At 44.4% G+C, this 13,694-nt stretch carries 11 protein-coding genes and 1 pseudogene; all 12 read left to right on the top strand.

Going from position 1 to position 13,694, the window contains the following annotated elements:
- The first annotated feature begins 124 nt into the window (after window positions 1–124).
- On the top strand, window positions 125–424 hold the full coding sequence (locus GC102_RS23210) for a helix-turn-helix domain-containing protein (RefSeq protein WP_312883361.1): 300 nt from the start codon (window positions 125–127) through the stop codon (window positions 422–424).
- Window positions 390–1,334, top strand: coding sequence for a DUF1861 family protein (locus GC102_RS23205; protein WP_171691612.1), 945 nt, complete (start codon window positions 390–392; stop codon window positions 1,332–1,334). The genes GC102_RS23210 and GC102_RS23205 overlap by 35 nt, the downstream gene beginning before the upstream one ends.
- 95 nt (window positions 1,335–1,429) lie before the next feature.
- The gene (locus GC102_RS23200; RefSeq protein WP_171691611.1) at window positions 1,430–1,999 is read left to right on the top strand and encodes a 50S ribosomal protein L25; all 570 of its coding nucleotides are present in this window, start codon (window positions 1,430–1,432) and stop codon (window positions 1,997–1,999) included.
- Window positions 2,000–2,239: 240 nt separating this feature from the next.
- The gene (locus tag GC102_RS23195) at window positions 2,240–3,604 is read left to right on the top strand and encodes an extracellular solute-binding protein (RefSeq protein ID WP_171691610.1); all 1,365 of its coding nucleotides are present in this window, start codon (window positions 2,240–2,242) and stop codon (window positions 3,602–3,604) included.
- A gap of 112 nt (window positions 3,605–3,716) precedes the next feature.
- The gene (locus GC102_RS23190) at window positions 3,717–4,601 is read left to right on the top strand and encodes a carbohydrate ABC transporter permease (RefSeq protein ID WP_171691609.1); all 885 of its coding nucleotides are present in this window, start codon (window positions 3,717–3,719) and stop codon (window positions 4,599–4,601) included.
- 1 nt (window position 4,602) lies between these two features.
- Entirely contained in the window at window positions 4,603–5,430 is an 828-nt protein-coding gene (locus GC102_RS23185; RefSeq protein WP_171691608.1) for a carbohydrate ABC transporter permease, read from the top strand.
- 71 nt (window positions 5,431–5,501) lie between these two features.
- Window positions 5,502–7,112: a response regulator transcription factor gene (locus tag GC102_RS23180; protein WP_171691607.1), complete on the top strand. Its 1,611-nt coding sequence runs from the start codon at window positions 5,502–5,504 to the stop codon at window positions 7,110–7,112.
- Window positions 7,113–7,883: 771 nt separating this feature from the next.
- Window positions 7,884–9,953 (top strand): bifunctional aldolase/short-chain dehydrogenase, encoded by a 2,070-nt coding sequence (locus GC102_RS23175; protein WP_171691606.1) that lies wholly within the window; start codon window positions 7,884–7,886, stop codon window positions 9,951–9,953.
- 27 nt (window positions 9,954–9,980) lie between these two features.
- A complete protein-coding gene (rhaI, locus tag GC102_RS23170; protein ID WP_171691605.1) occupies window positions 9,981–11,201 on the top strand; it encodes an L-rhamnose isomerase in 1,221 nt (406 codons plus the stop codon).
- Window positions 11,198–12,697, top strand: coding sequence for a rhamnulokinase (gene rhaB, locus GC102_RS23165; RefSeq protein ID WP_376769405.1), 1,500 nt, complete (start codon window positions 11,198–11,200; stop codon window positions 12,695–12,697). Before rhaI ends, rhaB begins: the two co-directional genes overlap by 4 nt.
- Before the next feature lie 10 nt (window positions 12,698–12,707).
- A complete protein-coding gene (locus GC102_RS23160) occupies window positions 12,708–13,475 on the top strand; it encodes a DeoR/GlpR family DNA-binding transcription regulator (RefSeq protein WP_171691604.1) in 768 nt (255 codons plus the stop codon).
- A 112-nt stretch (window positions 13,476–13,587) separates the two neighbouring features.
- Window positions 13,588–13,694: pseudogene (locus GC102_RS39630) on the top strand (Fe-S oxidoreductase); the annotation flags it as partial.

The raw sequence follows: 13,694 nt of genomic DNA, 5'->3' as shown, positions 1-13,694 counted from the left end.
GGGGTATTTTATTTTCAGAAAATTCCAAATTATTTCCTGTTTTCACTATAACATGACCATTTTTTCTTGTCAATTCATTGACTCTCCTTTGCATACCCTATATATTTATGGAGGAGGTGTATGTGTGTCAGTCATACGCAGTAAACTAAAAGAAGTCATGGAAAATCACGACCCCAAATTATCTATACGTAAGCTCGCTAAAGAGATTAACTACCACTTTGACTCCGTTCGGCGGATGTATAAGGATGAGATGGTACAGTATCCTAGGGATTTATTGCTGAAGCTTTGTCTGTATTTTAATGTCCAGCCTGGACAGCTCATTGGCATCGAAATGGATGAGGAAAGTGATTGGACGATAGATGCATCGATGGATTATCAGGAGGACGTCAATGACAAGGAAATCGATAACAACAGAGAGCTGTAAACAGCTTCTGGAAACCTTTTATGCAAACCCCAGATTAACAAATGTGCAGAAACTAGTGTTCTCTGGAGTTGGAAATCGCGATGTATACAATATAACGGCCCCGTTTCAGTACGACGGGGAGGAAGTCATCTTAGGAAGAGTTGAGGAACGGGATAGTGAGTTCTCTCAAGTCTTCTTTTTTACATGCAAAAATCAGGTTTGGAGTCCCCGAATACATACACACACTTATAACTTGCAGGATCCATGTATGACGATCATCAAAGGTGAACTTATAATTGGCGGAGTTGAAGTCATTACGGCTGTCGATAATCCGAGTAAGATTGTGTCATGGATTACCCAATTTTATCGTGGGTTTCAAATAGACTCATTATGTCACTTCTCATCTGGACCCGGTACGATGAAAGATATTCGACTAATTGAGCTTAACGATGGTAAAGTAGGTGTCTTTACTAGACCGCAAGGAGCAAGAGGTGGAAGAGGGCAAATCGGATTTACAATCATCAACACACTGGAGGAGCTCAATGAGCAAACCTTCATCAATGCGGAAATTCTTAGTGAGCAATTTGTGTCTGAAGAATGGGGCGGTGCAAACGAAGCGCATTTACTGGGGAATGGTCATGTAGGCATTCTGGGACATATAGCCTGCTTCGATACCCTAGGAAACAAGCATTATTATTCCATGGTCTTTTCGATAAATCCTGAGACCTGTGAGAAAACACCCATGAAAATTATTGCAGCAAGAAGTGATTTTCCTAGAGGTCCTGGCAAACGGCCTGATCTTGAAGATGTTATTTTTAGCGGGGGGCTTATACGGTCAGGCAATGGGCGAGCCGTACTTTCTGTTGGCGTTAGTGATGCTGAGGCTTATCAGATTGAGATCCCTGATCCATTTATGGAGTATGAAGAGTAACGAGTGAGTTTTCATCAAAGTTTGACTAGATTTTATGGTCATGTTATAATCGATTTGACAAGAATTTATGGTCAAAGAGAGCGGGAAACAAACAAATGAGTAAATTTATTCAATTGAACAAGCGCACTGGTGAAACAAAGTCCCACATGAATCAAGCAAGAAAACAGGGACGCATCCCAGCTGTGTTGTATGGGATTGGTAAAGATACTTTATCATTAGAAGTAAATGAAAAAGAAATGCTGGATATTTTGAAAAAAAATCCACGAGCTATCCTACAAGGCAATACATCGGATGAAAAAGTAATTCCGGTCATTGTTCAGAGTGTCCAAAGAGATGCTATGTCTGGCAATCTGCTGCATATCGACTTTCATCATGTAAACATGACTGAAATCATGGACAGCAAAGTTACCATTCACTTTTCTGGAGAGGCAATTGGCGTTAAATCTGGTGGGGTACTGCAAATCGAAATCTATGAAGTAGAAGTTCGTTGTATGCCTGGTGATTTGCCAACTTCGATGGAAGTAGATATCAGTGGCCTTGATACTGGCGATAAGCTTCTTGTTTCTGACCTGATTTTCAAGGATGGAATTGAAGTGCTGACGGATCCGAATACGGTCATGATTCAAATCAAAACCGTGCATGAGGAAGTCGAAGCAACAGCTTAGAAGAATCCAATAAAACATTAAATATAGAGAGTACATCCCCTTATGGCGGGAAGTGTCTAAGTTCATGAACTTAGACACTTCTGCTTGCAAGGGGATTTTTTGGTTTCCCTCATCTATGCCATATGGGCAGAATAGAGAATTTTATCCCTTCAGTCTCGAAATGACTGACTATAATTTACCAGTCCCCATTTCTATAATCAAAGTGTAAGCAAATAGTTAACGATCTGTAGGAGGTCAAGAATGAAAAAGACGAAAAGTGCATTATCTTTGGCGATGGTTATGGCAATGGCTGCAACATCAGTAGCGTGCGGTTCTGGCGGGGACACAAAGACAGCATCATCTTCAACCGCTCCTGCTTCAACTGCTCCCGCTGCTTCGGTTAAACCGGCTGAAACGGCAAAGCCGAAAGAATTCAAGATGGTTCTGCGCCACATAGAAATCAAAGATACGGCGAAATCGAACCTTGCTATCTTGCAGGATGTAGTTAAAGCAACAGAAGCTGAAGTACCTGGGTTGAAATTTGAGCTGGATGGCGTTGAGGATGTTGTCAATCGCGATACGAAGCTTAAAGCTGAGATGCAGGCTGGCAGCCCGCCGCCTATTTTTGACCTTTTCGGTGGAGCGGATACCCAGAACTATTCCAAAGCAGGCCGTCTTCTTGATTTGACGCCGATTCTCGCTGAGCTTGGTTTGAAAGACAAATTCATGAACTTGAACGAGTTCACCGTTGATGGCAAAATCTATGGTCTACCTAGAGCGGGATATGTTGAAGGTGTATTCTACAACAAAAAAATGTTTGCGGATGCAGGCGTTCAGGTTCCAAAAACATGGGATGAATTCTTGAAGGTTTGTGAAGCGATTAAAGCAAAAGGGATAACTCCGATTGCCATGGCTGGAGGCGCTGGCGATGGTTGGGTCATTAACATGCTTGCGAACACGTTGTTCGTACGTCTTGGCGGACCACAAATCCAAGAAGGCTTCGCGGCAGGAAAAACGAAATGGACGGATGCTCCAGTCGTCGAGGCGTTCAAGAAGCTGGAAGAGTTGAAACAAAAAGGTTATATCGACAAAAACGTGATCGCGACGAAATATTCGGACGGCCAAGCCAAATTCTACACAGGTCAAGCTGCGATGCTGTTTGATGGCAGCTGGGCGGCAGGTGGAATCATGGGTAAAAACTCCACAGTCGCTGCAGACGCAAGCTTCTTTAACTTCCCGAACCTGGGCGGTGCAGGGGATGATATGATCAACGGCGGTTGGTCAAACGGCTACGGTTTCTCTTCCAAGTTGAATGACAGCGAATTAAAAGCAGTTAAAGCGTTTATTAAAAACTTCTATACGGAAGCGAATCAGAAGCGCGCTTTGAAAGAATCCGGCAACATTCCAGCCATGAAACTAGCTGATATCGGTGATGCTTCAGGTTTAGTTGCAGAAGTCGTAAAAGGTCAACTTTCTGCTAAGAAAGGCGCTTTCCCAGCATTTGACGCATTGGTTTCACCGGCTGTTAAGAAAACGCTGGAAGGTACAATGGAAGAGCTGATGGGAGGTAAAGTAACGCCGCAGAAAGCGGCAGAGAAAATGCAAGCAGCACAAGATGCTAAATAAGATTGAATAAGCGCAGGGCACCACACGTACGCGGTGGTGTCCTGATTTATGGTCATTGAAGCTGCGCCTCCGCGACAGATCAAGTCATTATTATCGAAAGATGGGGGATTACATGAATAAAGTATTACGCAATCCGCTTGCCTACACGCTGTTCGTTGTCCCGGGCGTGGTGCTCTATATGGTCTTTTACATCTTACCCATGATCAGCTCCTTGAAGTATTCGGTGACAAGCTGGAACGGAATTAACGATCCGATCTTCAATGGTTTGGATAATTTCATTAAGGCTTTCCATGATGAGAAATTTTGGATCGCCCTCGAGAACAATATTTATTTCGTGCTCTTTTCCGTGTTTGTACAAATCCCAATCATTATCTTTTTCTCGATTTTGATTAGTGGTGCACGCAGGTTTCTTGACTTCTATAAAACGACCGTGTTTTTGCCGAGTGTTCTTTCGACTGCCATTGTTGGTGTGATCTGGCAATTCATTTATCATCCTGACGCGGGTTTAGTTAATCAGCTGTTACGCGCGATGGGGCTTGAGAAGTGGACGCATCTATGGCTTGGCGAAGAGGGATATTCGATGATGGCCATACTGGTCACGAATGCGTGGCAGTGGACTGGATTTTATATCGTTCTCGTATTGGCTGCCATTTTTGCGATATCCAAAGATGTTCAAGAAGCAGGAGAAATTGATGGTGCCGTCGGTTGGTTAAAGGCGCGTCATATTACTGTTCCACTTATTCGTCCGGTCATTCTCGTTGTCATGATGCTATCCATCACAGGAGCGATGAAAGCACTGGATATCGTGTTTATTATGACAAAAGGCGGCCCTTTCGGCAGCTCTGAAGTTATGGCTACTTACATGTACAAACAAGCCTACTCCATGTCCTTATTTGGTTACGCCAATGCGATATCTATCATCATTTTCTTATTCACTGTCCTATTGACATTAATCTTCCATTTCATTACCAAAAGGTCAGAGGAGGTCGAATACTAATATGAGAAGAAACACAAGCGGCATAATCCGGCATCTGATTCTTTTGGTTTACCTGCTTATCGTCTTATATCCGCTCCTATTTATACTCAATTCTTCATTTAAAAATAATTCAGAGGTCTTTCTTAATCCTTGGGGCTTTCCAAAGAAATTTGAATTGGATAATTACGTAGACGCATTCACAAGCTCTAATATTGGTATTTATTTTATTAATAGTTTGTACGTGAGCACGATTTCAACAACGGTAGCTATCTTGCTGGCGACTTCAATCGCTTACGCCTTAACGAGAATGAAATTTTCTAAAGTGAGCAAAATTGTTTACGGCATTCTTTTGTTATCGCTGCTCATATCGCCTGCGTCGCTGCTCATTCCTTTGTATATCATGATCAAGAATATGGGGATCTATAACACGCCTCTTGCTTTGATTGTTCCTTATACAGCTTTCGGCATTCCGCTATCCGTGTTTGTCATTGCAGTATTCTTGAAGTCCATCCCCAGGGAGCTGGAGGAAGCGGGCATCATGGACGGACTTACTGTATATGGCTTACTATCACGCATCATCATGCCGCTTACAATGCCAACACTTGTGACGGTATTTATTCTGAACTTTATGGGACACTGGAATGAATTTATTATGGCAAACCTGTTTTTGTCCAGTACAAACCTGCGAACTTTGCCTGTTGCGGTTGTTTCTTTCATGGATAAATTTCAAATGAACTATGGAGCTCTTACCGCATCCGTGATGATCAGTGTCATACCGGTCATTGCGATATATAGTATTTTGCAGCGGCAAATTATTCAAGGTGTTACAGCAGGCAGCGTGAAGGGCTAACGAATCGAAATCCTCGTATATACGAATAGAAATGCAGATTTCCTGGCTTTTGAAGAAGGGAGATGTCTTTGATGTTGAAAGCACTGCTTGTTGACGATGAAATTAACATTTTACGTAATTTGGGGCGTGTTATTCCATGGGAAGATATCGGTATTGAAATTGTTGGGTTAGCTGAGAATGGCGCCAAAGCATTGGAGTTGGTGGACCTTTGTAAGCCTGACATCGTGCTGTCGGACATCAGTATGCCAGTCATGGACGGTATCACCTTCGTTCAAAAGCTGCGAGAGCGAGACGATTCTTGTGAATGTATTATGTTAACAGGATATCAGAGCTTTGAATATGCTAGATCGCTTATGCGGTACGGGGTCAAGGAATATTTGATGAAGCCTATTGATTATGAGGAGCTGGAGCGAGTTGTAAGACGTGTTGGGCATTCGATCCTTGTCAGACGACTGAAAGCCAAGAAAGAGGAAAAGGCGTGGGGGAACGTCGTCAGCTTGGTTTACGAAAAAGTACTGTATGACTTTCTGATGGATTACACGTCCGTTGCAACCAATCCGATTCTAACTGCGGAGGGACCGCATCTGGATGAGACCGAATATATGCTGCTTCTTGTTGATCTTGAGCACTATGCCCAGCTGTCACTCGGTTGGGATGAGAAGGAACAGAGACTGTGGAATTTCGCGATCTATAACGTACTTCGGGAAGCACTGATCTTGGAGAAGCGAACATATACGGTCCTGCAAATACGTCAGGGAGAATGGTGCTTATTGATCGAACAAGCTCGTGGCGAGAGGTCGGATGTGGAGATCAATCAGGCCAAAAAATGGGCAAATCACATTCGTGAGTGTGTTAAAAACAATGTTAAATTGGAAGTAAGTGTAGGCATTTATTCGCATTATCTGCCCGTAACTGGGTTAGCCGCAGCGTATAAGCGTGTGCAGTGGGAAATTCACTTGTCACCTGGGAACAACACCATTGTGACATCAACGAATCCTAATTGTACATCGCAATTGCAGATTGATTTACTGTGGCAAATAACGGAGGATATGGTCTCTGCTCTTAAACAATGCAACCGTGTTAAAACGGAAGAAGTGATGGAAGCGCTCCATGATCAATTGAAAACTATTCCCGATTCACTTATGCTGCGTGTACAGCAAATTTTGCATTATCTAGTGCTCAACCTTCTGCGCGAAATGCGTGAATTCAACATGTTTAAACGGCTCGAAGAGGAGAGCATATGGGATAAGCTCAGTTACAGTATCAGCGCTAAAGACTTACTCGTTGTTTTGGATGAAATGGTCAGTAAGTATCTTGAAGTATTTGTAAGTAAAAAATCAAGCGTCGCACTAATGGAATTGGCCAAGGCTTATATCCATGAAAGAATGGCCAAGGATCTTGGCATCGATGAGCTTGCAAGCACGCTAGGCATCAGTAACAGCTACTTTAGTTTGCTATTCAAACAGCATTTCGGAGTCACGTTTGTCGAGTATTTGACGAAGTTAAGAATGGAGACGGCGAAGTCCATGCTCGAAGAGAAAGAGCGCAGGGTCGCACAAATCAGCGAGTCTGTCGGTTACTTGGATGGTCGCTATTTCATGAAAATATTTCACAGATATACGGGGATGACGCCTTCCGAATATCGAGCCAGCAGGAAGAATATCGCCTGTTTTCACAAATGAAAGGAATCAAAGGTGCTGTCTCACAAGTTCATAAATGAACTTGAGGGCAGTCCTTTTTTTCTTTAAATTAGACGTATTCTTTCTTCAGCAGACTATGGGGAAGGAAAAACCACCCAACCTCATGGCTCACTTTGAACAAGACTTTAAGCAGGAATCGTTAAAATCCTTGGTTGTTCTTCATATCGCCAAAACTCGGGCAATATCATACGCCTTACGGAAAAACGCATAGCCTTTTTCATTCCGCAGCTTCTGTCCCAAAAATGATAAATACATGAGAGGAGGAACGTAGAGACTCTATTTGTGTGAAATAGCTCTAATTTAAGCAAACGAGGAACGTAGCGCCGCTATTCCGTTGTTTTTAGCTTCGGATAGTTCAAATTTCATCAGATAACGCCCTCTCGTTCCACTAATTCAATTTTTAGCTCATTTCATCCAGTTTAGCGGCTTGTCGTTCCGTTAAGAACAACTCTGTCCCAAATGGATCTCCCACTATTGGCGGAAGTCCGTAAAGAAACGTGTAACCACCTTCAAGTAAGATTCCTCTCAAAGTTAAAAACCCTTTTGGGACAGCTCCTTTTTGTTTTTGTTTTAATTTTATGATTTAAGTCCGTTATGCTTTGTTTTCTCTTAAAAACAAAAATAAAAATAAGTATTCAAAAATAAACAAAGGTGTGTTACGATGAATCCATCAAGAACAAACACATACTCATGGGATGTAAAAAGGATAGACTTTGAGCTACGCTCAAAGATCCCTATATTAGGAGGGTATTTATGGTTGCGAATTTGTGGGAAGTGGAAAAAGCGAATGCAGTATCAAAAGGTGTAGAGGAACTGGTGTACCGTTCCAATTTATTAGGGACAGATCGTGCAGTTGCTAACTGGGGCGGCGGTAACACTTCGTACAAAACAATCGAGAAGGATTTCCGCGGTCGTGATGTAGAAGTGATGTGGGTAAAGGGCAGCGGTTCTGACCTTGCTACAATGAAAGCAAAGAATTTCACAGGTCTTCGCATGGAGGATATTCGTCCTTTATTCGAGAAAGATGAAATGTCCGACGAAGAAATGGTTGCTTACCTTGTGAATTGTATGATCGACAGCAAACATCCGCGTGCTTCTATTGAGACGCTTTTACATGCATTTTTGCCATTCAAAAACGTTGACCACACGCATCCTGATGCGATTATCGGTCTCTGCTGTGCACACAACGGACGTGAGTTGGCGAAAGAAATTTACGGCGACCGTTTCGTATGGGTACCTTATGTGCGTCCTGGTTTTACACTTTCCAAAATGATCGCGGAAGGCGTTAGAAACAATCCTAAGGCTGAGCTCGTGCTGATGGAGAAGCATGGTCTGGTTACTTGGGGCGAAACGTCGGAAGAGAGCTACCTCAAAACTTTGGCTATCATTCAAGAAGCAGAAAGCTTCATTGAAGCTCGTGTGAACGAGAGCAGTCTTTATGGCGGAGCGAAATACGAGTCCCTTTCTGAATCCGAGCAAAAAGATATTTTGGCACAAGTCCTGCCAATCGTTCGCGGAGCAGTGAGCAATGAGAAGAAAATGATCCTGACCACTGACAGCGCGGATGATGTTCTGAAGTTCGTTAACAGTAAAGATGCTGCTGTGTTATCCCAAGTAGGAGCGGCTTGCCCGGATCATTTGGTCCATACGAAAATGAAGCCTCTTTATATCGATTGGAATCCAACCTCCCGTGATGTGGCTTCCTTAATTGAAGCTTTGAACGCCGGAATCGCGGCTTACAAAGAAGAGTACAAAGCTTATTTTGACCGCAACAAAAATGAAGGCGACGTGATGAACGAAGCGGCACCTCGCGTTATCCTGATCCCAGGTATCGGGATGATCAACACAGGCAAAAGCTGGTCCAATGCACAAGTAAGCGGAGCTCTCTATCACCGTGCGATTGCTGTAATGAGAGGCGCAACAGCGCTCGGAACGTTCGTTTCCTTAAGCGTAAATGAATCCTTTAATGTTGAGTACTGGCCTCTTGAACTTTATAAATTAACATTGGCTCCGGCTGAAGCAGAGTTTTCCCGTAAAATTGCTTTCATCACAGGCGGCGCAGGTGGAATCGGAAGCGTAACGGCTCGTCAGTTTTTAAAAGAAGGCGCGCACGTCGTTCTAGCTGACCTGAATCTTGAAGGCGCACAAAAATTAGCAGCCGAACTGAACGAGCAGTATGGCGAAAACAGAGCCATTGCCGTTAAAATGGATGTAACGAAAGAAGAGGAAGTGGAAGACGCTTACCGCGAATCGATTCTCAGCTATGGCGGTATCGATATTATCGTGAATAACGCAGGTCTTGCGACTTCTAGTCCTTTTGACGAAACATCACTTAAAGAGTGGAACCTGAACATGAACGTGCTTAGCACAGGTTATTTCCTTGTAGCTAGAGAAGCTTTTAAAATTATGAAAAAGCAAAGCATCGGCGGCAGCATGGTATTCGTCGGCTCCAAAAACTCGGTATTCGCAGGCAAAAATGCTTCCGCCTACTCGACAGCCAAAGCGGCTGAAATTCACCTAGCACGCTGTATCGCTGCTGAGGGAGGAGAATTCGGCATTCGCGTGAACTCGGTATTGCCAGATGCGATTCTTCAAGGCTCTGCTATTTGGAATTCCGGCTGGCGCAATGAACGGGCTGCAGCTTACGGTATTGAACCGGATCAATTGGAAGAGCACTACCGTAAAAGAACGACACTGCTCGTAAACATTTTCCCGAAAGACGTTGCGGAAGCCATCGTGTACTTCGCTTCTTCTAAAGCAGACAAAACGACAGGTTGTATGATCACAGTTGACGGCGGCGTTCCGGCTGCCTTCACACGTTAATTCACCTAATAGGAGGATACAAATCCGATGAGCGATAAAGCATATGCATGGTTTGAAGAGCAGCAAGCAAATAGAGGTATTGATTTGGCTGCCGTTAAAGCTAAAATCAAAGCACTGAAAGTCGAAACCCCTTCGTGGGGTTACGGCGATTCAGGCACACGCTTCAAGGTGTACAAGCAAAACGGTGTGCCGCGCAATCCTTTCGAGAAATTCGAGGATGCTGCGCAGGTTCATAAATTGACGGGTGCTTGCCCGTCGGTTGCGATTCATATCCCTTGGGACAAGGTTGATGACTATGCGAAGCTTAAGCAGCACGCGGCTGATCTCGGTGTATCCATCGGTGCGGTGAACCCGAACCTTTTCCAAGAAGATGATTACATCTTCGGCAGTGTGACGAACTCTAACGCAGCGATTCGCCGTAAAGCGACGGATCATTTGCTTGAGTGTGTAGACATCGCGAAGACGGTTGGCTCTGATGTATTCAGCCTATGGTTCGCAGACGGTTCCAACTACCCTGGGCAAGTCGATATTCGAGCTCGTAAAACATGGATGTATGAAGCGCTAAAAGAAATGTACGGAGCCATGACGCCAAGCATGCGTATGCTGATTGAATACAAATTCTATGAGCCGGCGTTCTATCACACAGATCTGGCTGACTGGGGCATGGCGTTCAATTTGGCGAACAAATTAGGGCCTCAAGCCGAAGTGCTTGTTGATACGGGGCATCACCCGCAAGGAACGAACATTGAGCATATCGTGACTTATTTGTTAGATGAAAATAAACTGGGCGGCTTCCACTTCAACTCCCGCAAATATGGGGATGATGATTTGATCGTTGGCTCGGTCAATCCGTATGAATTGTTCCTGATTTTCTACCAAATCATTGATGCAGCGAACGATAAAAATCCACAAATCCGTCAGGCTTCTGACAATATTGCCTACATGATCGATCAAAGTCACAATATCGAGCGTAAAATTCCAGCGATGCTGCGTTCCGTGCTTAACGTTCAAACACAGTATGCAAAAGCTTTGCTGATCAACCTCGATGAAGTTAGAGACGCTCAAGAACGTCAGGACGTTCTAGGTGCAGAAGATGCAGTCCGTAAGGCATTCGAATTTGACGTTACTCCGCTTCTGCAAGCCGTTCGTGAAGAGATCGGTGTACCCGTAGATCCGATGAAAGCTTACCTAGAAAGCGGCTACGACGAAAGCATTAATGCTCGTGGCAAAGGCGGTGCCAGCTGGTGAGTAAGCCCTCCTGCGTACTGGCCTTTGATTTGGGAGCAAGCAGCGGCAGAGCGATCGTCGGACGACTTGATTCCGAAGCGGGCATCGTTACGATCGAGGAAATTCACCGCTTCTCGAATGATCCAGTGAAGGTGGGAAACCACCTTTATTGGGACATTTTGAGATTGTTTCATGAATTGAAACAAGGTATTTTACAGATGAAGCATCTGGGCTATACGGATATCGAAAGCCTAGCTATAGATTCATGGGCGGTAGATTTCGGGCTGCTTGCAGCAAATGGTGAGCTTCTCGGTAATCCCTACCACTATCGGGACCATCAGACGGACCATGTCATGGATAAGGTCATTGATCTTGTTGGTCGTGAAAATCTGTATGCCAAAACAGGTCTTCAGTTCCTTCAATTTAATTCGATTTTTCAACTATATGCGTTAAAAGAAAGAAATCCAGAGCTTCTGCAGCGTGCAGATACGTTCTTGATGATTCCTGACTTACTCAGATATTTCTTAACGGGAGAAAAACACAGCGAGTATACCAATTCCACAACGACGCAGCTCTTTAATGCAACAACGCAGACGTGGGACATGGAGCTCATCGATCAGCTTGGCCTTCCTGGTGAGCTATTACTGAACCCGGTTTCGTCAGGGACTAGAGTTGGCGCGTTAACCAAAGAAATTTGTGATGAACTTGATGTTCCTTCGATTCCTGTCATTGCCGTAGGCGAGCATGATACAGCATCTGCTGTTGTCGCAGTTCCCGCTTTAGAAGAAGATTTTGCTTTCTTAAGCTGCGGTACTTGGTCACTTCTCGGAACTGAGACGTTGGCGCCGGTGCTAAGTGAACAGGCATTAGCTTGGAATTTCACCAATGAAGGCGGCGTTTATGGGACGAACCGTTTGCTGAAAAACATTATGGGTCTTTGGTTAATTCAGGAATGTAAGCGTACCTGGGATAAAGAAGGCAAAAATATCAGTTTTGCTGAGTTAGTGAAGCTTGCCGAACAGGTGAAGCCTTTCCAATCCTTCATCGATCCGGATGATGACATGTTCTTGAATCCTGAGCATATGCCGAAGCAAATTCAGCAATACTGCCGGGAAACGGATCAGATTGTACCGCAAACGGAAGGTGAAATTGCTCGTTGTATGTTGGAAAGCTTGGCTCTGAAGTATCGATTTATTTTAGAAAGAACGGAACAGCTATCGGGGAAGAAGTATCAAGGTCTTCACATCGTTGGTGGCGGCATCCAGAACGAGCTGCTTTGTCAATTCACGTCAAATGCTACACAGCGCGAGGTTTGGGCCGGTCCTGTTGAGGGTAGTGCCCTAGGTAACCTTGTAGTACAATGGATATCACTAGGGTATATCGCGAATTTGCGCGAAGCCAGAAAGCTGATTCGGAATTCGTTCCCGGTCAAAACGTACCTCCCTCAGGATGGAGCGGGTTGGCAGGCAGCGTATGCAGCATTTTGTCAGGTGGCGTCCCGATCGACGGTGAAATGAGGGAAGTACGATGCTGGTAGCGGAAAGATGGCAGAGAATTATTCAGTTGGTGAATGAAAGAGGTAGTATTCGCGTAACGGAACTCAGCGAGCTGTGCCAAGTAACGGAAGAAACGATACGGCGTGATTTGGATCGGTTAGAAAGCGAAGGCAAGCTGATGCGCAGCCATGGCGGCGCTGTTAGTGTGAAGGAAGCGCAGTCGGAAGTCCCTTTCATGGAAAGGGAAACGGCGCAGTCGGATTTCAAGAACAGCATCGCGAAGGAAGCGGTATCGCATATTCGGGAGCATGATCGGATCATTTTAGATGCAAGTACAACGGCTTGGTATATGGCCAAAATTATTCCCGATATGCCGCTAACGATCATCACGAACTCGATGAAGGTTGCGCTTGAGGTGAGCGGTAAGGAGAAAATTCAGGTCATATCTACAGGTGGACTCCTTTCGCCAAAATCGTTGTCCTATGTAGGACCACTTGCGGAAAGATCCTTAGATATGTATCACGTTCATAAGCTGTTCTTGTCATGCAAAGGGGTTCATATCCACCGTGGAATTAGCGAATCCAACGAGCTGCAAGCGCTTATTAAACGCAAAATGATCAGTATCGCTGATGAAACGTACCTGCTTGCTGACCATAGTAAATTCGGCATGCAATCTTTGACACAAGTAGCTGGCTGGCCCGAAATTAAGCACTTGATTACAGACGGGCAAACCAACAAGGATGATGTGGACCAGATTCGGGATAAAGGTGTGCACGTCCTCCAATTAGATAAAGGTTAAAAATCATGTTCCTCCCATCACCAGTATGTTCTCTTTCGTACTGAGGATGGTTTTTTGTATAACAAAATGCCTCTGAGGAGGGAACGATTAAGGAAGGGAGTTAGCTGCAATCATGAAAGTATCCTTATTCATTACGTGCTTGAGTGACCTTGTTTATCCCAAGGTTGGTGAGTCTATGGTTCATTTACTTGCAAAATATGGAGTCAAGCTAGACTTCCC

This window comes from Paenibacillus germinis (assembly GCF_013141785.1).
Classification (GTDB): domain Bacteria; phylum Bacillota; class Bacilli; order Paenibacillales; family NBRC-103111; genus Paenibacillus_E; species Paenibacillus_E phytorum.
The sequence above is the reverse complement of the archived record's forward strand: the minus strand, read 5'-3'. Positions and strand labels throughout refer to the sequence as shown.